Source organism: Novosphingobium album (ex Liu et al. 2023) (assembly GCF_029076845.1).
Classification (GTDB): Bacteria; Pseudomonadota; Alphaproteobacteria; order Sphingomonadales; family Sphingomonadaceae; genus Novosphingobium.
Window position 1 is genome coordinate 228300 of record NZ_JARESE010000015.1, and the last position, 22498, is coordinate 250797.

General features: G+C 68.1%; 16 protein-coding genes. 13 read left to right on the forward strand and 3 right to left on the reverse strand.

Going from position 1 to position 22498, the window contains the following annotated elements; genetic code table 11:
• Positions 1-66 precede the first annotated feature (66 nt).
• Complete coding sequence (locus PYV00_RS06155; protein WP_275227398.1) at positions 67-8445, reverse strand: cadherin domain-containing protein; 8379 nt, start codon at positions 8443-8445, stop codon at positions 67-69.
• Between the two features lie 397 nt (positions 8446-8842).
• Here PYV00_RS06155 and PYV00_RS06160 point away from each other — a divergent pair, with 397 nt between their 5' ends.
• The 5 genes from PYV00_RS06160 to PYV00_RS06180 all read left to right on the forward strand — a co-directional run bounded on the left by PYV00_RS06160 (position 8843) and on the right by PYV00_RS06180 (position 11624).
• Positions 8843-9358 (forward strand): phage tail protein, encoded by a 516-nt coding sequence (locus tag PYV00_RS06160; RefSeq protein WP_275227399.1) that lies wholly within the window; start codon positions 8843-8845, stop codon positions 9356-9358.
• Positions 9359-9397: 39 nt separating this feature from the next.
• The gene (locus tag PYV00_RS06165; RefSeq protein ID WP_275227400.1) at positions 9398-9940 is read left to right on the forward strand and encodes a phage tail protein; all 543 of its coding nucleotides are present in this window, start codon (positions 9398-9400) and stop codon (positions 9938-9940) included.
• A gap of 42 nt (positions 9941-9982) precedes the next feature.
• Positions 9983-10525, forward strand: coding sequence for a phage tail protein (locus PYV00_RS06170; protein WP_275227401.1), 543 nt, complete (start codon positions 9983-9985; stop codon positions 10523-10525).
• 95 nt (positions 10526-10620) lie between these two features.
• Positions 10621-11097 (forward strand): hypothetical protein, encoded by a 477-nt coding sequence (locus tag PYV00_RS06175; RefSeq protein ID WP_275227402.1) that lies wholly within the window; start codon positions 10621-10623, stop codon positions 11095-11097.
• Between the two features lie 5 nt (positions 11098-11102).
• Positions 11103-11624: a GNAT family N-acetyltransferase gene (locus tag PYV00_RS06180; protein ID WP_275227403.1), complete on the forward strand. Its 522-nt coding sequence runs from the start codon at positions 11103-11105 to the stop codon at positions 11622-11624.
• Here the strand turns inward: PYV00_RS06180 and PYV00_RS06185 are convergent.
• Together PYV00_RS06185 and PYV00_RS06190 are read right to left on the reverse strand one after the other, a co-directional pair.
• The gene (locus PYV00_RS06185) at positions 11599-11919 is read right to left on the reverse strand and encodes a DMT family transporter (protein ID WP_275227404.1); all 321 of its coding nucleotides are present in this window, start codon (positions 11917-11919) and stop codon (positions 11599-11601) included. The two genes, PYV00_RS06180 and PYV00_RS06185, sit on opposite strands and share 26 nt — an antisense overlap.
• A gap of 163 nt (positions 11920-12082) precedes the next feature.
• Entirely contained in the window at positions 12083-12364 is a 282-nt protein-coding gene (locus PYV00_RS06190) for a DUF6916 family protein (RefSeq protein WP_275227405.1), read from the reverse strand.
• 188 nt (positions 12365-12552) lie between these two features.
• On the opposite strand from PYV00_RS06190, the gene PYV00_RS06195 reads away from it, so the two are divergent.
• The 8 genes from PYV00_RS06195 to puuE all read left to right on the forward strand — a co-directional run bounded on the left by PYV00_RS06195 (position 12553) and on the right by puuE (position 22497).
• Entirely contained in the window at positions 12553-13719 is a 1167-nt protein-coding gene (locus tag PYV00_RS06195; RefSeq protein WP_275227406.1) for a bile acid:sodium symporter family protein, read from the forward strand.
• On the forward strand, positions 13716-15053 hold the full coding sequence (locus PYV00_RS06200) for an AtzE family amidohydrolase (protein WP_275227407.1): 1338 nt from the start codon (positions 13716-13718) through the stop codon (positions 15051-15053). The genes PYV00_RS06195 and PYV00_RS06200 overlap by 4 nt, the downstream gene beginning before the upstream one ends.
• Entirely contained in the window at positions 15053-16462 is a 1410-nt protein-coding gene (locus tag PYV00_RS06205) for an NCS2 family permease (protein ID WP_275227408.1), read from the forward strand. The genes PYV00_RS06200 and PYV00_RS06205 overlap by 1 nt, the downstream gene beginning before the upstream one ends.
• Positions 16462-17406, forward strand: a complete 945-nt coding sequence (locus PYV00_RS06210; protein ID WP_275227409.1) for a 5'-methylthioadenosine/S-adenosylhomocysteine nucleosidase — start codon at positions 16462-16464, stop codon at positions 17404-17406. The genes PYV00_RS06205 and PYV00_RS06210 overlap by 1 nt, the downstream gene beginning before the upstream one ends.
• A 4-nt stretch (positions 17407-17410) precedes the next feature.
• The gene (locus PYV00_RS06215; protein WP_275227410.1) at positions 17411-18994 is read left to right on the forward strand and encodes a gamma-glutamyltransferase family protein; all 1584 of its coding nucleotides are present in this window, start codon (positions 17411-17413) and stop codon (positions 18992-18994) included.
• A gap of 145 nt (positions 18995-19139) precedes the next feature.
• Positions 19140-20375, forward strand: a complete 1236-nt coding sequence (locus tag PYV00_RS06220; RefSeq protein WP_275227411.1) for an allantoate amidohydrolase — start codon at positions 19140-19142, stop codon at positions 20373-20375.
• Positions 20375-21613 (forward strand): pyridoxal-phosphate-dependent aminotransferase family protein, encoded by a 1239-nt coding sequence (locus PYV00_RS06225; RefSeq protein ID WP_275227412.1) that lies wholly within the window; start codon positions 20375-20377, stop codon positions 21611-21613. Before PYV00_RS06220 ends, PYV00_RS06225 begins: the two co-directional genes overlap by 1 nt.
• Positions 21610-22497 carry an allantoinase PuuE gene (puuE, locus tag PYV00_RS06230; protein ID WP_275227413.1) on the forward strand — a complete coding sequence of 296 codons (888 nt, stop codon included), beginning with the start codon at positions 21610-21612 and terminating at the stop codon, positions 22495-22497. Before PYV00_RS06225 ends, puuE begins: the two co-directional genes overlap by 4 nt.
• The last annotated feature ends 1 nt before the right edge of the window (position 22498 follow it).

Genomic DNA, 22498 nt, shown 5'->3' on the forward strand with positions numbered 1-22498 from the left:
CGCAAGGCAGGCGGGCGCCGCCGGGACGCCCCGCCTGACCTCAGCCTGTTTCGCGCCCGTGCGCGATCAGGCGAATTCGCTGACCGGAACCGCGGTGAGGCCGATGGCCTGCGTGCCCAGCATCACGGTATCGTTATCCGGGTTGTAGACCAAGGTGCGCGTGTCGTCGGCGAACTCGATGGCCATGCCGGCGATGCCCACCGGAATGGCCAGATCATAGCCTGGCCCGTCGAGCAGGATCGAGGAGCCGAAGCGCACCGCGCTGAAGCTTTCGGCATCGGCATCGAGGACGATCCGGTCCCCGCCGTTGTTGAACGAGGGATCGAAGCTGATATCGCCATAGGTGAGCAGCACCGTCTCCTCGCCATCGCCGGTGCCGAACACGTCGATATGGCCGCCGGCCTCCACCGAGCGGCCATCGTCGAGCAGCAGGCTGGCCACGGCATCGCCATCGGCGCCGCTGTCGTCGGGCTCGCCCGCCTCGGGCGCGGCCAGGACCTGTTCCAGCGTCTGGCCGAACGCCTGGCCGCCGATCATCATCACGCCGTCCTCGGTATCGAACACCAGCGTGCGCGCGCCGTCATCGAACACGATGCCCATGCCGACCACGCCCACCGGCACTGTCACCAGCGTATCGCCATCGAACAGGATCGCGTTCGATCCGTTGCGGGCGATGTGCCAGTCGGCCGCGCTGCCGGCGAGGTGGATCAGGTCGCCGCCGTTGTTGAACGAGGGATCGAACGCGACGTGGCCGGCCAGATCGAGCACGGTCACGTCCTGGAAGCCTTCGGTGCCGAACACCGTGCCGCTGCCGCCGATCTCGCCGAACCAGCCGTCGGTCGTCAGCAGCCTCCAGTCGTCCGCCGTGTCGGGCGGCAGGATGTGGACCGTGGCGGTATAAGTGTCGGTGCCGCCCTTGGCATCGCTCACCGTGACGGTGAACGTGTCGGTGCCGATGAAGCCGGCATCGGGGGTGTAGACGAAGGCGCCCGCGCCATCCTGCGAAAGATCGCCATGCGCCGCCGATCCCAGCGCATAGGCCAGCGCATCGCCATCCGCGTCGGTCGCATCGACCGCGAAGGCGATCGCGGTGTTGACCAGCGTGTCAAGCGTTTCGGTATCGGGATCGATCACCGGCGGGTGATTGACCGGCGGCGGCGCGATCACGTTGACCAGCACGGTGGCCATGCCGGTCAGGCCGTTGCCGTCGGTGATCGTATAGCTGAATTGCGCCTGCCCGGCGAAGCCGGCCTCGGGCGTGAACACCACGAAGCCGCCCGAAAGCGCGACCGAGCCGTGCTCCGCGCCCAGCACGTTGACCAGCGAGATCGGGTCCGCATCGGGATCGAAATCGTTCGACAGCAGCGAGACGAACGAGACGCTGACCGGCACGTCGCGCTGCGTGCTGAGCGTGTCGTCGCCCGCGACCGGCGCGTCGTTCACCGGCGTGATCGTCAGCGTGAAGGTGTCAGACACCACCAGGCTGCCGTCGCTGGCGGTCACGCGGATATCGAGGCTGCCGTTGAAATTGAGCGGCGGCTGGCCCGAGAACGTGCCGCTCGCGGCGTTGAATGAAAGCCAGGACGGCAGCGGATCGCCGCCGGCCAACTTGGCGGTGAGCGCCAGCGGGGTGCCATCGGGATCGGTGAAGGTGCCTGCCGGCAGGGTGAAGCTGACCGCGGTGTCTTCGGGCGAGCTGCGGTCCGCGATCGGACTGGCGACCGTGGGCGCCTCGTTGACGTTGGTGACCGTGACGGCCAGGGCCTGCACATCGGTGAGCGTGCCATCGCTGGCGGTGACCTGCACGTCATAGACGTTGTTGCCGCCGACATCGGTGGGGCTTTCGAAATTGGGCGTCGACACGAAGGCGAGCGCGCCGGTGGCGGCATTGATCGAGAACTTGGCCGCATCGGCGCCGCCACTGATCGAATAAGTGACGGTGTCGAGATCCTGATCGGTCGCGATCACGGTGGTGACGGCGGTGGTGTTCTCCGCGACGTTGACCGATGCGCTGGCGCCGCCGCCGTTCGAGGTGATGACCGGCGCTTCGTTGGCATCGGTGACGGTGACGGCGATCGCCTGCACGTCCGTCAGCGTGCCGTCGCTGGCCGTGACCTGCACGTCATAGACGTTGTTGCCGCCAGCATCGGTCGGGCTCTCGAAATTGGGCGCGGCGGCAAACACCAGCGCGCCGGTGCTGGCGTCGATGGTGAACTTGGCCGCGTCGGCGCCGCCGCTGATCGAGTAGGTCAGCGTCGTGCTGGCGTCGGGATCGGTGGCAACCACGGTGGTGACGGCGGTGGTGTTTTCCGCGACATTCACGGCGGCAGTGGCACCGCCGCCGTTCGAGGTGATGGTCGGCGTCTCATTGACGTTGGTGACGGTGACGGCGATCGCCTGCACGTCGGTGAGCGTGCCGTCCGAGGCGGTGACCTGTACGTCATAGACGTTGTTCGTACCGCCATCGGTCGGCGTCTCGAAGTCCGGCGCGGCTGCGAAGGCGAGCGCGCCCGTGCTGGCGTCGATGGTGAACTTCGCCGCATCGGCACCGCCACTGATCGAATAGGTGACGGTGTCGAGATCCTGATCGGTCGCGACCACGGTGGTGACCGCCGTGGAATTCTCCGCGACATTCACGGCGGCACTGGCGCCGCCGCCGTTGGAAGTGATGACGGGCGCTTCGTTGGCATCGGTCACGGTGACGGCGATCGCCTGCACATCGGTGAGCGTGCCGTCCGATACCGTGACCTGCACGTCATAGACGTTGTTCGTGCCGGCATCGGTCGGCGTCTCGAAGTCTGGCGCGGCGGCAAAGGCGAGCGCGCCGGTGCTGGCGTCGATGGTGAACTTGGCCGCATCGGCGCCGCCCGAGATCGAGTAGGTCAGGGTGGTGCTGGCATCAGGATCGGTCGCGACGACGGTGGTGACGGCGGTGGTGTTTTCCGCGACGTTCACCGAAGCGCTCGCGCCACCGCCGTTGGAGGTGATGGTCGGCGTCTCGTTGACGTTGGTGACGGTGACGGCGATCGCCTGCACGTCCGTCAGCGTGCCATCCGAGGCAGTGACCTGTACATCATAGACGTTGTTGGTCCCGCCATCGGTGGGCGTCTCGAAGTCCGGCGCGGCGGCGAAGGCGAGCGCGCCGGTGCTGGCGTCGATGGTGAACTTGGCCGCGTCAGCACCGCCCGAGATCGAGTAGGTCAGCGTCGTGCTGGCATCGGGGTCGGTCGCGACGACGGTGGTCACCGCCGTGGTGTTCTCCGCGACGTTGATCGAAGCACTGGCGCCGCCGCCGTTCGAGGTGATGGTCGGCGCTTCGTTGGTGTTGGTGACGGTGACGGCGATCACCTGCACGTCGGTCAAAGTGCCGTCCGAGGCGGTTACCTGCACGTCATAGACGTTGTTGGTGCCGCCATCCGTCGGCGTCTCGAAGTCTGGCGCGGCGGCAAAGGCGAGCGCTCCGGTGCTGGCGTCGATGGTGAACTTGGCCGCGTCGGCGCCGCCGCTGATCGAATAGGTCAGGGTGGTGCTGGCATCAGGATCGGTCGCGACGACGGTGGTGACGGCGGTGGTGTTTTCCGCGACGTTCACCGAAGCGCTCGCGCCACCGCCGTTCGAGGTGATGGTCGGCGTCTCGTTGACGTTGGTGACGGTGACGGCGATCGCCTGCACGTCCGTCAGCGTGCCGTCCGAGGCAGTGACCTGCACATCATAGACGTTGTTCGTACCGCCATCGGTGGGCGTCTCGAAGTCCGGCGCGGCGGCAAAGGCGAGCGCGCCGGTGCTGGCGTCGATGGTGAACTTGGCCGCATCGGCGCCGCCCGAGATCGAGTAGGTCAGCGTCGTGCTGGCATCGGGGTCGGTCGCGACCACGGTGGTCACCGCCGTGGTGTTCTCCGCGACATTCACCGAAGCGCTGGCGCCGCCACCGTTGGAAGTGATCGTCGGCGCTTCGTTGGCGTTGGTGACGGTGACGGCGATCGATTGTACGTCGGTGAGCGTGCCGTCCGAGGCGGTGACCTGTACGTCATAGACGTTGTTGGTGCCGGCATCCGTCGGCGTCTCGAAGTCCGGCGCGGCGGCAAAGGCGAGCGCGCCGGTGCTGGCGTCGATGGTGAACTTGGCCGCGTCGGCGCCGCCGCTGATCGAATAGGTCAGGGTGGTGCTGGCATCAGGATCGGTCGCGACGACGGTGGTGACGGCGGTGGTGTTTTCCGCGACGTTCACCGAAGCGCTCGCGCCGCCGCCGTTCGAGGTGATCGTCGGCGCGTCGGGCAGGCCGGTCACGTCGAAGGTCATCGTGTTGGGCGTGGGATCGAACAGCGTGCCGTCCGAAACCGAGAAGGTGAAGCTGGCGTAAGCGCTGCCGCTGCCGTCCGGCGCGGGGGTGAAGACGAGGTTCGCGATATCGCTGGCGGCGATCACTTGCGCGGCGACCACATCGACGTTGTTCAACTGCAGCGTGCTGCCCGAAGGCAGCGAGATCGTGTCGATCCGTACCGCTTGCAGCGTGTCGCCGACATCGGGATCGGTGAACGCGAAGTCGCTGGCCGAGAAGGTGTAGTCGGCATCCTCGTTGAGCGTGACCGTGTTGTCGGCGCCGGCGGGGGCGAGATCGGCCGGGGTGACGTCGATCGTGATCGTGTTGGGCGTCGCATCGGTGTCGATGCCGCCATTGGCCGTGCCGCCATCGTCGATCACCGCGAAATCGAACGAGGCATAGCCCGTGCCCGATTCGCCCGCCACCGGCACGAAGGTGAGGTTGCCCCCGGTGATGTCGCTGATCGCGATGACCTGGTTGAGCGTGACCGCGACGTTCGAAAGCCGCAGCTCGCCATCGGCCGGCAGGGCGGTGATCTTGACACCGGCGAAGGCGTCCCCGTCGACATCGCTGAAGCCGAAGTCGGCGGCCGCGAAGGTATAGGCGGTGTCCTGCGCGCCGGTGACGGTATCGTCGGCGCCCGCCGGCGCGTCATTCACCGGCACGACCGTGACCGTGCTTGTCACCGTGGTCGTCTCGGCGCCGCCATTGGCGGTGCCGTCGTTGTCGGTCAGCGTCCAGGTGATGGTGCGCGCGCCCGCGGTGGGCGTGTCGTCCGCGCTGTTGTCATAGCCGATGGCGCGCACCAGCGCCTGCACCGCGGCCGGCGTCGCATCGGCATCGAAGGTGAAGACCAGCGGCGCGGTGCCGCTGCCGCCCGTGAACGTCGCGATCTGCGTGCCGCTGACCGAAACCGCGTTGCCGCTGACCGAAACGGTGCCCGAAGTGTCGATCGTCAGCAGGTCTTCGGCCGATTGCAGGCCGCCGGTGATCTCCACGGTCAGCGAGCCGCCGTTGAAATCGGGGCTGTCGATATCGGTGATGCCGGCATTGCCGCTCGCATCGAGCTGCACCGGGCTGCCCTGCTGTTCGGTGTAGCTGACCGAATCGGTGTTCAGCGCGGTGACGAAGGGGGCATCGTTCACCGGGTCGATCGTGCCGCCCAGCGTCACCGTGCCGGCCGAATAGGCGGTGGTGCCGCCGGTCGCGCCGGGGCCCGAAAGATCGACCACCTGCCCGCCCATGATGCTGAACGGCAACGAATTGTCGATCAGGTGGACAGTGAGCGTCGGGATCGGGCCGTTGTAGTTGGCGAAGGGGTTGAAGCGCAGCGCGGTGATGTTGTTGAACAGTTGCGCGGTGCTGTCGGACACCGGACCGATCAGGTTCCAGTTGGTGCCGTCATACCATTGCCACTGCCCGGTGCTGGGCGAGGACGCGTTGCCGGTGACGGCGATGCCGCTGAACGCGCCGGGCGATGACGCGCCGCCGTTCGGGATCTGGTTGTCCGCCTGATCCGAATACTGGCCGGAAAACAGCGTGTTGATCGTCTGGCCGGTGGCGCTCGGCTGGTCCTCGAAGATCGAGGGGATGGTCTCGCTGCCGTCACCCGCGATCGTCGGCGCGTCGTTCACCGCGCTGATGGTGATCGTCTTGGTGTCGCTGTCCTCCAGCGCGCCGCCAGTGCCGGTATGGCCCTGGTCGCTGGTGGTGACGGTCAGGCTGACACTGCCGTTGAAATCGGCGGGCGGGGTGAACGACAGGCCGGCGAGCGCGGTGTTGATCGCGTTCGCCGTGCCGGTGAAGGTCATGCTCGCATCGGCCGTGCCGTCGCCGGTGCTGAACGACAGGCCGGTGGTGCTGGCGAACGTGAGCGTGCCCTTGGGCACCGACAGCGTGACTTGCAGCGCCTGGTTCGCCGGATCGGCATCGACATCGGCGATGGAGATCCCCGTCACCGCGATCGAGGCGGCATCTTCGGCGCCGGGGGCGGCGGCGCCCACGGTGTTGACCGGCGCGTCGTTGACGCCGACGACCGTGACGGTGGCCGAGACCGGATCGGAATGGGCGAGGCCGTCAAACGTGGTGAAGCTGATCTCGCGCGTCTGGCTGGCGCCGTAAAGCGTGGGATTGTCGCCCGAATTGCTGAAGGTCAGCGCCGTCAGCATCGCCTGGTACTGCGCGGCCGAACCGGGGCCGGTGATCGTGAGCAGGCCGGTCGCCGCGTCATAGCTGGAGGCGAAGCCGCCGGGCACCGTGGTGCTGAGCGTGTCGCCCACCAGGAACTTGTCGGTGATCGCGATCGTCGCGCTCTGGATCACGGTATTGTCGGGATCGGTCAGCGTCGCCGAGGCGAAGACGGCGGCACCCGCGCCGCCTTCGGTGAAAGTGGCGCCCGCCCCGGTGGCCGAGTTGACCGGCGCGTAATCGATTTCCATGCCTTGCGGCGCGCCGTTGGCCGTGGGCTCGTAAACCCGCACGAACAGCGTCGGCGCGGTGCCGGGCGCGGCGGACAGGCTGCCGGTGAAGATCGAGGCGTCGGATTCGGCGATGGTGGTGTCCGACCCGTCCGAAACGTAATAGCGCCCGCCGATCTCATCGACCTCGATATGCGTCATGTTGGACGTGGGGAACGCCTGGATCGAGGAATAGGCGCTTTCGGCCGGCTGGTCCCACATCTCGGTCAGCACGCCGCCCACCGTATCGCCTACCGCGCCGCCTTGCGCGAAGCGGAAGATGCCGCCGTGGTCGGTCGGCGAGATCGGCTGGGTGACGAACCAGACATTGCCCGTGGCGGTATCGACGTCGATGCCGATGATCTGGCCCTGGGTGGGATCGAGCCGGCCATCGTGATAGCCTTCGCCCACACCGTCGCCCAGATCGAGCCATTGCACCGCGCCACTGGTGAGATTGATCTTGAGGATGTGGTTCTGCAGCACGTTGGCATTGCCCAGGCCGTCGATGCTCGAAGTCGAGGCGACGACATAGGCAAAGCCGCCCGCCACCGCGAAATCGCCGACGCCGCCGGGGAAGCTGAAGTTGGGATCGACATTCTCGGCATCGATGGTCTGCACCAGCCTCATGCCGGAGCCGTCGTAATTGGCTTCCCAAAGCTGGAACCCGCCTTCGTAGGTTCCGAAGATGTCGCCATCCATCCAGTAGATTTTGTTGGCGGCCTTATCGATCTCCATGTTGACGATGATTTCGCCCGGCGTCGCCGAGCCGCCGCCGTTGCTCAGGTTGTCCGTGGCGAAGACTTGCGTGAACGTGGGATTGGGATTGCCGCTGGCCAGATCGGCGATGTCGCCCCGGATGATCCGGTTGATGTCGTTGCCATCGGAATCGACGGCGAAGAAATAGCCGTTCTCAAGATCGAAGGCCATGTCCGACAGGTGGTTGAACGCCGGGTTGTCACGGAACAGGCGCGCCAGGCCCGAGCCGACGTTCGACGCCTCGTCATTGCCCACGCGCAGGATCGCGTCCGACTGGCCGCCGCCGGCCATCGCCGCGATCATGACCATGTCGGGATTGACGAAGGCGTTGTCGCTCGCGGTGTCGAGGACTTCGGAATAGGGCGTGCCGGGGTTGTCGTCCGTGTTCGAGCCGAACCAGTGCCCGGAATTGGCGATATCGAGGATCTGCGACTGCTGGATCTGCGTCGGCATCCCGCTGTAGACCGCGTTGTCGCCACCCAGCGCCACGGCGTTGACGCCGTTGGTCAGCCCGGTTCCGGTGAGCGTGCCGTTGAAAGTGGCATTGCCATCGGCCACGTCGGCGGCGAACAGGAACTGCGTGGGCGTGTTCGCGTCGGTGCCCTGATAGAGATAGATCGTCTCGCCCAGGTCCGACAGCGTGATGCCCACGCCGGAAAGCTGGCTGGCGGACAGCGTGATCACCGCGCCGGCGGCAAGATCGGCCCCGGCGGTATAAGTATAGGTGCCGTCGTTGGCGGCGGTGGTGAAGGCCGAACCGTTCCAGGCGCGATCGGTGATGTAGATCGTCGTGCCCGCGACGATATCGGCCAGAAGCACGAAGCGCAGCGCATCGGGGCTGCCGCCGGTTGTCGCATCGGTCTCGTAGGAAATGAGCGCGGCTTCACCTGCTCGGAGAGTGGTGCTTGGCATCGAATTTCTCCCCAGACTGCCATCGGCGCGTCCGCCCGGCAAAATGCGCTCCGCATCAATGCGATTCGCCCACGTGAGAAGTACCCAAGACCAAAAGTTAAACCAGCCCTTTTTTGTCAAAGCACGTAGAACAACTGAGGCTTAATTCACAAGGCCTCGACTTGGCTGCCATTCTGGCCGCGCTTTGGCGGAATTGTGCGTGGTTTTGCTTTGACAGGGCATGGCCAGTGGTTCAGTTAAGCATGTAAGCAAAGGGGGGACGTTGCCTTGCGCATCGAACGCGGTCTGGCCGTAGGGGCGGCCTGGGCATTTTCGGCCGATTCACGCCTGGTCCAGTCACGCGCGCGGCGCCACGGGCGTCTTCTTCCAGCATCTGCGCTGACGGGAGCCTGAAGCGATGGCACAACCTTATGTTGGCGAAATCCGCCTGTTCGCGGGCAACTTCGCGCCCGCTGGCTGGATGTTCTGCGAAGGCCAGCTCATGCCCATCAGCGAGAACGAGACGCTGTTCCAGCTTATCGGCACGACGTATGGCGGCGATGGGGAAAGCACGTTCGCCCTGCCGGATCTGCGCGGGCGCGTGCCGCTCCATCAAGGGAACGGCTTCATCCTGGCGGAAACCGGCGGCGCCGAATCGGTGACGCTGATCGTCAACCAGATTCCCGTGCATTCCCACGCGCTGCTTTCGACGACCACGGGACAAGTCGCCGCGCCGGGCGGCGCGATTCTGGCCGATGCCACCAGCGCGCAGGCCGGCGTGAGGACGTACAACGCCACGACGACGCCGCTTTCGGCGATGAACCCCGCCTCGGTAAGTACGACGGGCGGCAGCCAGCCGCATAGCAATATCCAGCCCACGCTGGCCGTTTCCTACATCATTTCGCTGTTCGGTATCTTCCCGAGCCCGACCTGAGCGGGGGAGAAGATGGCATGAATACTATGGAGAACGCCCATGGCTGATCCCTTCGTTGCGGAAATTCGCATGTTCTGCTTCAATTTCGCGCCGACCGGCTGGGCTTTCTGCGATGGCCAGCTTCTGCCCCTGTCGCAGAACACGGCATTGTTCTCGTTGCTGGGCACGACATACGGCGGGGACGGCAGGTCCACTTTCGCGCTGCCCAACCTGCAAGGCTCCGTGGCGGTCCACCAGGGGCAGGGGCCGGGGCTGCAACTGTGGGATCTGGGCCAGGTGGAGGGCGTGGACAACGTCACGCTGCTCCAGACGGAAATGCCCAATCACAACCATGGCCTGAATGCCAGGGTCGCGGCGGGATCGACGCCGGCGGTGACCAACAACCTGCCGTCCAACGCAAGCTGGGTGCAGGGCGCCCAGTTCGGCGTGGTGCAAGCCTACGCCACCAACGCGCCCGATACCGCGATGAATCCGCAGGCGATCGCTTCCGCTGGTGGAAACCTGCCGCACAACAACATGATGCCTTACCTCACGATCAGCTTCTGCATCGCGCTGCAAGGCGTGTTTCCGCCGCGGCCGTGATGCAACCGCCACATCTCTCGCCCCGCCTGGGAGTCCACGAACATGGCTGAACCGTTCCTCGGACAAATCACGCTGTTCTCGTTCGTCTTTGCGCCCAAGGGCTGGGCGCTGTGCAACGGGCAGCTTCTGTCGATCAATCAGAACCAGGCCTTGTTCTCGCTGCTGGGGACGACTTACGGCGGTGACGGCCGGGTCAATTTCGCGCTGCCCGACTTGCGCGGTCGCGTGCCGATGCACACGGGGTCAGGGCATACCCTGGGCGAGCGGGCGGGCGAGCAGGCGCACACGCTGACCATCCAGGAACTGCCGGTCCACATGCACACGCTCAGTGCCTATGGCGGCACCGCGACGCCGGGCGCCGCGGCGACGCCGCCGACCGGCAACAGCCTGGCGCAGGCCTATGCGGTCCAGCCCGGCGGCGCGACCACCCCGGTTTCGCGCTTCAGCAACGCATCGCCCAACGGCGCGCTCAATGCCGCGGCGATCGGCGGGATCGGCGGCAGCCAGCCCCACCAGAACATGCAGCCGTTCGTCACGCTCAGCTTCTGCATCGCGCTTCAGGGTATTTTCCCGTCGCAGAATTGATCACAGGCCTATTGCCGGGCGCCCGCCAGGGGCGCAAACGATAACAAGAGAGCGGGGCCATGGCGGACCTCGCGGGTCGATTGGAAGGAAAGTTCATGGCTGACCTCGTGTCGCTCCTCTCGCGCCGCAGCATCCTGGCAACCATGGCCGGCGGCGCCGCGACGGTGGGAACCTATGCCGCAACCAACGGCGGCAGCGGGTTTTCCACCGACGCGGTCGATGCCTTCTTCAGCAAGGGCAAGGTCAGCAGCGGCCGCGCGGTGAAGCTGGATACGGCCGAAGTGGCGGACTGGCGGGCGCAGATCGGCACGCTGTTCACGCTGGAAACCGGCCATGTCCTGAAGCTGGGCAGCGTTGCCGAATTCGCCGATTCCGATGGCCCGCCGCCGCAGGGCCTGCGCAAGAAGGCGTTCGTCGCGCGCTTCGATCAGGTGTCCACGCTCCTGTCGCGCGGCGTGCCCGAGGCGGACCGCATCTATCGCGTGTCGCACCCCCAGGGCGGAACCTTCAGCATCTTCCTGAGCGCGGGCGATATCGCCAACCCGAGGCAGAAGCTCGCGGTCTTCGGCTAAGCGCGATGCCGCCGCCGATCGCGAGCGCGGCCGGCTTCGGCATATCCTATCGCGCCCTGGCCGATGCAGACTTGCCGTTCATCGCCGAACTCTATGCCTCCACCCGGCGCGAGGAAGTCGCGCGGACCGGCTGGCCCGAAGCCATGCGCGAAGCGTTCCTCAGGCAGCAGCACGAAGCGCAGCATCGCCATTACACGCAGCATTACACCGATGCCGAGTGGCTGGTGATCGAGGCGCGGGGGGAGCCGATCGGGCGGCTCTACCTGCTGCCGGGGGCGAGCAACCTGCACATCGTCGATATCTCGCTGCTCCCGGTCCATCGCGGGGCGGGGCTGGGCGGCGCGATCCTGGCGGACGTGATCGCCATGGCCGGCGCGGCGGGCCAGACCGTGTCGATCCATGTCGAAAAGACCAATCCGGCCCGCCGGCTCTATGCGCGGCTGGGCTTCGCGATGATCGCGGACCGCGGCGTGCACGACCTGATGCGGACCGCCGCGCCGGCTAGCCCGGACTTGACAGCTTCATGAGCGCCAGCCCGCTCACGATCAGCAGGGCCGCGCCGATCCGCAGGGGGCTCGCCTGCTCGCCAAGCACGATCACGCCGGCCAGGAACGCGCCAACCGCCCCTATCCCGGTCCAGATGGTATAGGACGTGCCAAGCGGAAGCGAGCGCATGGCAATCGACAGCAGCGCGAAGCTGGCGATCATCGCGACGATCGTGATGACCGACGGCACAATCCGGGAGAAGCCCTGGGACTGCTTCATGTAGAAGGCCCAGACGACTTCCAGCACACCGGCAATCGCAAGATAGATCCAGGCCACGGCAGCCTCCCCGAGAACTGCCGGGCCGTCCCGGTCTTGATACCCTGAGCGGGGGGCGGGAACGTGATCTCCGCTCGGATGATCTAGGCCGGATCGGCCGCGCGTTCAACTGCCGCCGGCCTCTTCAGGCACGGTCCATCGGTTCGCCGCCGGGGGGCGCCGCCTAGTTGAAGATCGCCTCGTAGGTGGTCCCCCGTGGCCCGCTGGCGACGGGGACGATGAAGATGTCGAAGCTTTCGCCGTCCCGCTCCAGCGCGTAGATCGCTTGCGGCAGGATCGGCTGTTGCGGCCCGACGAATTCGAGCCGGAACGACCCGCCCGAGCGGCCCGCGCCGGCGAGTTCCTCGGCCTTGGCGAGTTGCAGTTCGCACGCCTCCTCGCCCAGCCGCAGGCGATAGCTGCGGCCGCTGCCCCCGGCGAAGTCTTCCCACGTCAGCGCGCGCATCGCATTGCTCCCCAAAAAGCCGTTCCGTCCCGATCCTTAGGGGCAAAGCGCCAGCGCCTCAATCGGGCGCGTGCGGCGGCCAGCCGGCGGCAAGTGGCCCTTTTGCGTGATGTACGCTCATTTTTGCAATGATCCGTGCGGTTGATTGCGTTTGATCGGTAGGGGATTAACGGGCAGGTACTGGGCCCATGCGACGCCCGTCGTTCCTCCCGTCCGTCGACCCGTTCCTGCTGTGGCTGATCTCGGTCGTGGCGGCGGCGTCGCTGCTGCCCGTGCGCGGCGCCGCGGCGGAAGCGTTCGGCCTTCTCGCCGATCTGGCGATCGCGCTGCTGTTCTTCCTCCATGGCGCCAAGCTTTCGCGGCAGGCGATCGTGCAGGGGATCGGCAACTGGCGGCTGCATGGGCTGGTGCTGGCATCGACTTACCTGCTGTTTCCCGCCGCCGGCCTGGCGACCGCGCGGCTGGCGGCGGGCTGGATCAATCCGCTGCTGGTGTCCGGGCTGCTGTTCCTCACGCTGCTGCCGTCCACCGTGCAATCGTCGATCGCGTTTACCGCGATGGCGCGCGGCAATGTCGCGGCGGCGGTGTGCAGCGCCTCGCTGTCCAACCTGCTGGGCATCCTGCTGACGCCGCTGCTGGTGGGCCTGTTCCTGCAGACCGGCAAGGGCGGCGCCGGGTCTGACTGGCAGGCGGTGCAAAGCATCGTCACGCAGTTGCTGCTGCCGTTCCTGGCGGGGCATTTCCTGCGCCCGCTGATCGGCGGCTTTGTCGATCGCAACAAGAAGATCCTGATGCCGGTCGATCGCGGCTCGATCCTGCTGGTGGTCTATTCCGCCTTCAGCGCGGCGGTGGTGAACGGCATCTGGCATATCCTGGACCTGTCGGACCTTGTCGTGCTGCTGGTGCTCAGCGCGGCGATCCTCGCGGTGATCATGGCGGTCAACGTCGCGGCGGCGCGGCTGGCCGGGCTGTCGCGCGAGGATGCGGTGGTGCTGCTGTTCTGCGGTTCTAAGAAGAGCCTGGTCTCGGGCGTGCCGATGGCGGGCGCGCTGTTCGCGCCGGCGCAAGTGGGCATGATCGTGCTGCCGCTGATGATCTTCCACCAGCTCCAGCTGTTCGTCTGCGCCTGGCTGGCGGCGCGTTTCGCCCGGCAATACGATCTGGCGCAGGCCGCCGCCGCGCCGGCCGGGCCCGATGCCGCGATCCCGCGCACCCCTGCGGCGATCGCGGCGGCTGCGGCGGTGCAGGGGCTGGCGGTCCCCGATGCCTGCGCGCCGGGGGTGGCGGCCAATCTGGACCTGCTGGCGCGCCATGCCGAGCGCCTGCGCGCCGCGCCGGAGGCGGACGGCGCATGATGTCCGCGCTGGAGATCGCGGCGGCGGTGCGGACCGGCCGGATCAGCGCCGCGCACGCGATCGAGCAATGCCTGGCGGAGCTGGCGCAAGGCGATCGCCCGCTGCTGGCGGTGACGCGGCTGCTGGCCGATCGCGCCCGGCAAGAGGCCGCCCAGGTTGATGCCGCGATCGCCGCCGGGCGCGATCCCGGCCCGCTGGCGGGCGTGCCTTACGGCGTCAAGGACCTGTTCGATGTCGCCGGCCTGCCGACCACGGCGGGATCGGCGATCCATGCGCAGGCGCCGCCCGCCGCCCACGATGCCGAGGCGATCGCGCGGCTGCGCGCGGCGGGCGCGGTGCTGGTCGCCACGCTCAACATGGATGAGTTCGCCTATGGCTTCGCGACGATCAACGCGACGCACGGCACCACGCGCAACCCGCACGATATCGCGCGGCTGGCCGGCGGTTCCTCGGGCGGCTCGGCAGCGGTGGTGGCGGCCGGGCTGTTGCCGCTCTCGCTGGGGTCGGACACTAATGGATCGGTGCGCGTTCCCGCCAGCCTGACCGGCGTCTATGGCCTCAAGCCCACGCATGGCGGCTTGCCGATGGGGGGCGTGTTCCCCTTCGCCGAAAGCTTCGACGATGTCGGGCCGTTCGCGCGCTCGGTCGCGGATTTGCAGGCCTGCTGGGAAGTGCTCGCCGGCCGGACGGTGGCGGCGGCCGGGCCGTTCCGCGTCGGCCGGCTGGGCGGGCGTTTCCGCGAGAATGCCGATCCCGACCAGATCGCCGCGATCGACGCCATCGCCCCCGGCGCGCCTCTGGTGGATTTGCCCGATATCGCCCGCGCCCGCTCGGCCGCGTTCCTCATCACAGCTTATGAAGGCGGCCGGCTGCACCGGGCCGCGCTGGCCCGCGATGCCATGGCCTTCGATCCGGCGACGCGCGACCGGCTGCTGGCGGGTGCGCTGCTGCCCGATGCGCTTTACCAGGAAGCGCAGGCCTTCCGCCGCGCCTTTCGCGAACGCATCGCCGCGCTGGTCGCCGAGTTCGACGTGCTGCTGGCGCCGGCGACCCCTTGCGTCGCGCCGCCCATCGCCGATCCGCGCATTCTGATCGACGGCGCGATGGTGCCCGCCCGCGCGGACCTTGGCATTCATACCCAGCCGATCAGCTTCACCGGCCTGCCGGCGCTTTCGGTCCCGCTGCACCGGCCGGGACGATTGCCGCTGGGGTTGCAGCTGATCGGCGGGCCGGATGGGGAGCCGGCGCTGTTCCGCTTCGCCGCCGGGCTGGAGGAACGGGGCGTAATCGGGGCGAGTACGCCGTTCGGGGCGACACAGGGGGCACAAGCGTGATGCAGACACAGGCAATACCGATCGATCCGGGGGCGGATGCTACCGGAGCCCCGCCGCCGCCGCCGCCATCGCCCCCGCCGCCGCCTTCGGGCGCGCTCGATCGCTATTTCTCGCTGACCGCGCGCGGCACCACCGCGCGCACCGAAGTGCTGGCGGGCATGACCACGTTCCTGACGATGGCCTATATCGTGCTGGTCAATCCCGCGATCCTGGGCACGGCCGGGCTGCCGGTGGCATCGGTGGCGGCGGCGACGTGCTTTGCCGCCGCTTTCGCCTCGATCATGATGGGGCTGGTCGCCAACACGCCGCTGGCGCTGGCGCCGGGCATGGGGCTCAACGCCTATTTCAGCTTCACCGTGGTGCAGCAGATGGGCGTGCCCTGGCCGGTGGCGCTGGGCTGCGTGTTCATCTCTGGCGTGGCTTTCCTGTTCCTGACGCTCACCGGCGTGCGCCAGCTTATCGTCGCTTCGATCCCGCATTACCTGTTCGCGGCCGTGGCGGGCGGGATCGGCCTGTTCATCGGCTTCATCGGCTTCAAGGACGCGGGCATCGTCGTGGCCAATCCGGCGACCTTCGTGGCGCTGGGCGATCTCAAGGCGCCGGGCGCGGCGCTGGCGCTGTTCGGGCTGGCGCTGATCGGCGCGCTCAGCGTGTGGAACGTGCGCGGGGCGATGCTGGTGGGCATCGTCGTGACCACGCTGGTCGGCTGGCTGACCGGGCAAGTGCAGATCAAGCCCGAACCCTATGAGCTTTCGGCGCTGACCGGGACCGCCTTCAAGCTGGACCTGCCGGGCGTCTTCGGCCTTACCGGCAGCCATGGCCTGGGCCTGCTGGAAATCCTGTTCGTCTTCCTCTTCGTCGATCTGTTCGACAATATCGGCACCCTCGTCGCCGTCACCAAGCGGGCCGGGCTGATGGACGCGCAAGGACGCATTCCCGCGCTCAACCGCATCCTCATCACCGATGCCACCGCTACCATTATCGGCTCGATGGCGGGCACCAGCACTGTCACCAGCTATGTCGAAAGCGCGGCCGGCGTGCAGGCGGGCGGGCGCACCGGGCTGACCGCGATCGTCACCGGGCTGCTGTTCCTGGCGATGATGTTCGTGGCGCCTTACGCGCAAGTGATCCCGCTGGCCGCCACCGCGCCCGCGCTGATCATCGTGGGCGGGCTGATGCTGCTGCCGCTGACCGAGGTGGAATGGGAAGATCCGCTTTCGGCGATCCCCGCCTTCCTCACCGTGGCGATGATCCCGCTCACCTTCTCGATCGCCAATGGCCTGGCCTTTGGCATCACCGCCCATGCCGCGCTCAAGCTGGTGCGCGGCACGATCAGGAAAAGCGACTGGTTCCTGCTGGTGCTGGCGCTGCTGTTCGTGGCCCGGTTCGTGTGGATGGGGGCCGCCTGATGGGCCGTTTGCGCGCGCTGTTCTGGGCGGTGCTGGCGCTGGCCTGCGTGCCGGGGCCGGCCCGGGCCCATGCCGAACGGCTCGATACGACGCCGCGCACGCTGGTGATGACGGCGTACGAGCCCGAATGGAACGCGCTGGCCCACGCGGTGCAGCAGCCACGGGAATACCGGATCAACGGCATGACCTACACCGCCGGCGTGCTGGAGGGCAAACCCGTGCTGCTGATGCAGAGCGGCGTTTCCATGGTCAACGCGGCGATGAACACGCAGCTCGTGCTCGATCGCTTCACCGTCAAGCGCATCGTCTTTTCGGGCATTGCCGGCGGGGTCGATCCCGGCCTGTCGATCGGCGACGTGATCGTGGCCGAGGACTGGGCGCAGTATCTGGAAGTCTCCTTCGCGCGCAAGACCCGGAAGGGCTGGCTCCCGCCCGAGCCGGTCGATCCCGGGGCGCCGGGCAACTGGGAATTCATGTTCCCGCGCGGCGTGCGCGTGGGCAATGCCGCCACGCCGCCCGGCCGGCACTACACATTCGCGATGGACCCGGACTTGCTGGCGCTGGCCCGCAAGCTCGCGCCGACGATCGCCATGGCGCGCTGCGTGCCGCCATCGGCCACCGCGCTGCCCGGATCGGAACTGTGCCTGCCGCGCGATCCCAGGGTGGTGGTCGGCGGCACCGGGGTGAGCGCGGGAGTCTTCGCCGACAACGCCCGGTTCCGCAAATACTTGCATTCGCAATGGAAAGCGCGCGTTCTGGACATGGAAAGCGCCGCCGTGGCGCAAGTCGCCTTTGCCAACCAGGTGCCGGCGATCGTCTTTCGCAGCCTGTCCGATCTGGCCGGCGGCGACCGGGAAAAGAACATGGAGGACACGTTCGAACATCTCGCCTCGGTCAATTCGGCGCATGTCGTGCGCGCCTTCCTCGCGGCGCTGCCGGACTGAGCCGATGACGCTGCGCACCGTCACGGGCGGCAAGGGCATGGTCACGGCGCCGCACCACCTCGCGGCGAAGGCGGGCCGCGATGTGCTGGCGGATGGCGGCAATGCCGTGGAGGCGACCGTCGCGGTCGCTGCGACGCTGGCGGTGGTCTATCCGCACATGACCGCGATCGGCGGCGACGGCTTCTGGGTGATTGCCGAGCCCGATGGCCGGGTCCATTCGATCCACGGTTGCGGCGGCGCGGCGGCGAAGGCCGACCTTTCGCTCTACGCCGGGCTCGACGCCGTGCCGACGCGCGGGCCGCTGGCGGCGAACACCGTGGCGGGCACGATCTCGGGCTGGGCGGCGGCGCTGGCCAGCGCTGGCGGCGCGCTGCCGCTCGCACGCCTGCTGCGCGATGCGATCCGGCATGGCGAGGACGGCGTGGCCGTGACGGCGGGCGGCGCCGGCATCGCGGCGGCCAAGGGCGGCGAATTGCGCGGCCAGCCCGGCGCTTACGGCACGATCTTCGAGCCCGATGGCAGGCCGCTGGCGCAAGGCGATATGCTGCGCCAGCCCGCGCTCGCCGCGACGCTGCGCCAGCTTGTGGCCGATGGCCTCGACAGCTTCTATCGCGGCGATCTGGCCGCCCTCATCGCGGCCGATCTGGCAATGCTGGGCAGCCCGGTGGCGCTGGCCGACCTTGCGGCGCATCGGGCGACGCGGCCCGCGCCGCTCTCCACCGCGATCGCCGGGGCCACACTCTACAACAGCACGCCGCCGACGCAGGGCTTCGCCTCGCTGATGATCCTCGCGCTGTTCGACCGGCTGGCGGCCGACGCGCCGGAGGGTTTCGAACACGTCCACGGGCTGGTCGAGGCGACCAAGCAGGCGTTCCTGCTGCGCGATGTCCATGTCGGCGATCCGGCCTACACCGGGTTCGATTTCCAGCGCCTGCTGGACGATGCCGCCGCGCTTGACGAAATCGCCGCGCGGATCGACCCGGCCAAGGCACTGCCCTGGCCGCAGCCGCCGCAATGGGGCGATACCTGCTGGTTCGGCGCGGCCGATGGCGAGGGCCGGGTGGTCAGCGCGATCCAGTCGACCTATTTCGAGTTCGGATCGGGGCTGGTGCTGCCGCGCACCGGCATCACCTGGCAGAACCGGGGCAGTTCGTTCCGCTTGGCCGAAGCCGGCTGGAATGCGCTGAAGCCGGGGCGCAAGCCGTTCCACACGCTCAACCCCGCGCTGGCCAGGTTCGCTGACGGGCGCGTGATGGCCTATGGCACGATGGGCGGCGAGGGCCAGCCGCAAACGCAGGCCGCGCTGTTCAGCCGCTACGCCCGTTTCGGCATGGACTTGCAGGCGGCGATCAGCGCGCCGCGCTGGCTGCTGGGGCGCACCTGGGGCGAGCAATCGACCACGCTCAAGCTGGAGGACGGGTTCGCCGAAGCGCTGTACGCGCGGCTTGCCGAGGCCGGGCACGATGTCGAGCGGGTCGGGCCCTTGACGGCGACCATGGGCCACGCCGGCGCGGTGGTGCGCCATGCCGACGGCCACTGCGAAGGTGCCACCGATCCGCGCAGCGACGGCGCGGCGGTGGCATGGTGATCGTGTCACCTCGCACGCCGGGACGAGCCCTCTCCCCTTCAGGCGAGAGGGTGGGGAGAGGGGGGCGCCGCGCACTCCCCTCTCAACTCCGGCTAGCTCGCCAGCGAGCAAGCCTGCGTATCTCTCCCCTCAAGGGGAGAGAGCAATGAACGATCTCCCTCCCGGCGGCGCTCGCGCGGTGGCGCGCTGCGATGCGCTGGGCGTGGCGCCTTACAGCGACATGGCGGGCGGGCTCTATCGCGGTTATCTGACACCGGCCTACACGGCGGCGCAGCAGGCGCTGGCCGGCTGGATGGAAGCGGCGGGAATGGCCGTGCGGCGCGATCCCGCCGCCAATCTCGTGGGCCGTTATCCCGGCGAGGTGGCCGATGCGCCCGCGCTGCTGATCGGCAGCCATATCGACAGCGTGCGCGATGCCGGCCGCTATGACGGGCCGCTTGGCGTGATGCTGGGGATCGAGTGCGTCGATGCCCTGCGCACGCGCGGGCGGCGTATGGCGTTTCCGATCGAGGTCTATGCCTTTGGCGACGAGGAAGGATCGCGCTTTCCCGCCGCGATGCTGACCAGCCGCGCGGTCGCCGGCACGCTCGATCCCGCCGCGCTCGACCTGGCCGATGGCGAGGGGGTGGCGCTGGCCGATGCCGGGGTGGATGTGGCCGCCTATCTGGATGCCGCGCGCGCGCCCGGATCGGCCATGGCCTATCTGGAAGCGCATATCGAGCAGGGGCCGGTGCTGGAGGCGGACGGCCTCGCGGTGGGCACGGTCACGGGCATCGCCGCGCAATTGCGCTACGAAGTCACCGTGCGCGGCATGGCCGGGCACGCGGGAACCACCGCGATGCGCCTGCGCCGCGATGCGCTGGCCGGGGCGGCGGCGATGGTGCTGGCGATCGAGCAGGTGGCGCGCTGCGATAATTCCGATCTTGTCGCCACGGTCGGCCGGATCGAGGCACTGCCGGGCGCGGCCAATGTCATTCCCGGCGAAGTGCGCTTCACCATCGACGTGCGCTCGGGCGACGCGGCGCGCCGCGACCGGGCGGCGCGCGCCATTCTTGACCGCCTGCGCGAGATCGCCGAGGCGCGCGACCTCGAACTCGCGACCGAGCTGATCCACGATCTGCCCGCCAGCCCCTGCGATCCGGCGCTGATGGACCTGATGGACGATGCGCTCGCCGATGCCGGCCAGCCGGTGCGCCGGCTCGTCTCGGGCGCGGGGCACGATGCCATGGTGATGGCCGCGCTGTGCCCCACCGCCATGCTGTTCATCCGCTGCAAGGGCGGGGTGAGCCACAATCCCGCCGAGCATGTCGATCCCGCCGATGCCGAAGTGGCGCTCAGGGTCATGCTCGGCTTCATCGAACGTCTGGGAGCCGCCGCGTGATGCCTGAACTCGATCCCCTGCTGTTCGGCGAGATCGACCCGCCGCAGCGCCTCCTGATGGGGCCGGGCCCGATCAACGCCCATCCGCGCGTGCTGCGGGCGATGTCGGCCGACCTGCTGGGCCAGTTCGATCCCGAGATGACCGCGTTCATGAACCAGGTGATGGCGCTGTACCGGCCGATCTTCGGCACCGCCAACCCATGGACCATGCTGATCGACGGCACTGCAAGGGCCGGCATCGAGGCGGCGCTGGTCAGCCTCGTCGCGCCGGGCGAGCGCGTGCTGGTGGTCAATTTCGGCCGCTTCGGCCTCTTGCTTACCGAGATCCTCACCCGCGTCGGCGCCGTCATCGAGACGGTCGACGCGAACTGGGGCGAGGTCGTGCCGATGGAGGCGATCGCCACCGCCATCGAACGGACCTCGCCTCGCCTTGTCGCGACGATCCACGGCGATACCTCGACCACCATGGCGCAGCCGCTCGAAGGGCTGGGCGACCTCGCCCACGCGGCGGGCGCGCTGCTCTATGTCGATGCCACCGCGACGATCGGCGGCATGGAGATCGCCGCCGACCGCTGGGGCGCGGACATCGTCACCGGCGGCCTGCAGAAATGCCTCGGCGGCCCTTCGGGCTCGGCGCCGATCACCATTTCCGATGCCGCCGCCGCGCATATCGGCAAGCGCCGGCATGTCGAGAAAGGCATCCGCCGCGACGATATCGCCGACGGGGCGGGGCCGCGCATCGGCTCCAACTATTTCGATCTCGCGATGATCATGGACTATTGGTCCGAGAAGCGGCTGAACCACCATACCGAGGCGACCTCGATGCTCTATGCCGCGCGCGAATGCGCCCGCATCGCGCTCGGCGAGGGGCTGGCGGCGCGCTATGGCCGCCATGCCAGCGCCGGCCGGGCGATGACCGCCGGCCTGCGCGCCATGGGCCTCACCGTGTTCGGCGACGATGCCCACCGCATGACCAATGTCACCGGCGTCTACATTCCGAGCGGCGTCGATGGCGAGGCGGTACGCCAGGCGATGCGCGACCAGTTCGAGATCGAGATCGGCACCGCCTTCGGCCCGTTGCAAGGCCAGATCTGGCGGATCGGCGCGATGGGCTACAACGCCATGAAGCACAAGGTGCTGCTCACGCTCGCCGCGCTGGAAGCCTGCCTGCGCGCCGAAGGGTTCGCGCTGCCGCTGGGCGAGGCGGTCCCGGCCGCGCTGGAGGCGTGGGAGGCATGAGCCTGCCGCGCGACCTTGTCGGCTACGGCGCGCATCCGCCCGATCCGCGCTGGCCGGGCGGAGCGCGCATCGCCGTGCAGTTCGTGGTGAACTACGAGGAGGGCGCGGAGAATTCGGTGCTCAATGGCGACAAGGGCTCCGAGGCGTTCCTGTCCGAGATGGTCGGCGCGGGCAGTCATCCCGATCGGGCGATGGCGATGGAAAGCCTCTACGAATACGGCAGCCGCGCCGGGTTCTGGCGGCTGCATCGTATTTTCACCGCGCGCGGCGTCCCGGTGACGGTGTTCGGCGTAGCCAAGGCCATGGAGATGAACCCGCAAGCGGTCGCGGCGATGCTCGCGGCCGGTTGGGAGATCGCCAGCCACGGATTGCGCTGGATCGATTACCAGTATGTGCCCGAAGAGGTGGAACGCGCCCACATTGCCGAGGCCGTGGCGCTGCACACCCGGCTGACCGGCAGCCGTCCGCTCGGGTGGTATCAGGGGCGCACCTCGCCCAACACTGCGCGGCTCGTCGTCGAAGAGGGCGGATTCCTTTACGATGCGGATAGTTACGCCGATGACCTGCCCTATTGGGACAGGAGGCACGGCAAGCTGCAACTGATCGTGCCCTACACTCTCGATGCCAATGACATGAAGATCGTCGCGCTTAACGGCTTTACCGAGGGCGAGCAGTTCTTCCGCTACTTGCGCGACACTTTTGACCAGTTGCGTGAGGAAGGCGGGCGGATGATGTCGGTGGGCCTTCATGGCCGCATCGCCGGCAGGCCGGCGCGCGCCCGCGCGGTCGCGCGGTTCCTCGATCATGTCCTCGCCAGCGGCGATGCCTGGATCGCCCGCCGGATCGACATCGCCCGCCATTGGCTGGAGGCGCATCCGGCATGAC

Excerpts from the sequence above, each read along its gene's own strand:
- PYV00_RS06155 (WP_275227398.1), bottom strand. The coding sequence starts at position 8,445 with ATGCCAAGCACCACTCTCCGAGCAGGTGAAGCCGCGCTCATTTCCTAC.
- PYV00_RS06160 (WP_275227399.1), top strand. The coding sequence starts at position 8,843 with ATGGCACAACCTTATGTTGGCGAAATCCGCCTGTTCGCGGGCAACTTC.
- PYV00_RS06165 (WP_275227400.1), top strand. The coding sequence starts at position 9,398 with ATGGCTGATCCCTTCGTTGCGGAAATTCGCATGTTCTGCTTCAATTTC.
- PYV00_RS06170 (WP_275227401.1), top strand. The coding sequence starts at position 9,983 with ATGGCTGAACCGTTCCTCGGACAAATCACGCTGTTCTCGTTCGTCTTT.
- PYV00_RS06175 (WP_275227402.1), top strand. The coding sequence starts at position 10,621 with ATGGCTGACCTCGTGTCGCTCCTCTCGCGCCGCAGCATCCTGGCAACC.
- PYV00_RS06180 (WP_275227403.1), top strand. The coding sequence starts at position 11,103 with ATGCCGCCGCCGATCGCGAGCGCGGCCGGCTTCGGCATATCCTATCGC.
- PYV00_RS06190 (WP_275227405.1), bottom strand. The coding sequence starts at position 12,364 with ATGCGCGCGCTGACGTGGGAAGACTTCGCCGGGGGCAGCGGCCGCAGC.
- PYV00_RS06195 (WP_275227406.1), top strand. The coding sequence starts at position 12,553 with ATGCGACGCCCGTCGTTCCTCCCGTCCGTCGACCCGTTCCTGCTGTGG.
- PYV00_RS06200 (WP_275227407.1), top strand. The coding sequence starts at position 13,716 with ATGATGTCCGCGCTGGAGATCGCGGCGGCGGTGCGGACCGGCCGGATC.
- PYV00_RS06205 (WP_275227408.1), top strand. The coding sequence starts at position 15,053 with ATGCAGACACAGGCAATACCGATCGATCCGGGGGCGGATGCTACCGGA.
- PYV00_RS06210 (WP_275227409.1), top strand. The coding sequence starts at position 16,462 with ATGGGCCGTTTGCGCGCGCTGTTCTGGGCGGTGCTGGCGCTGGCCTGC.
- PYV00_RS06215 (WP_275227410.1), top strand. The coding sequence starts at position 17,411 with ATGACGCTGCGCACCGTCACGGGCGGCAAGGGCATGGTCACGGCGCCG.
- PYV00_RS06220 (WP_275227411.1), top strand. The coding sequence starts at position 19,140 with ATGAACGATCTCCCTCCCGGCGGCGCTCGCGCGGTGGCGCGCTGCGAT.
- PYV00_RS06225 (WP_275227412.1), top strand. The coding sequence starts at position 20,375 with ATGCCTGAACTCGATCCCCTGCTGTTCGGCGAGATCGACCCGCCGCAG.
- puuE (WP_275227413.1), top strand. The coding sequence starts at position 21,610 with ATGAGCCTGCCGCGCGACCTTGTCGGCTACGGCGCGCATCCGCCCGAT.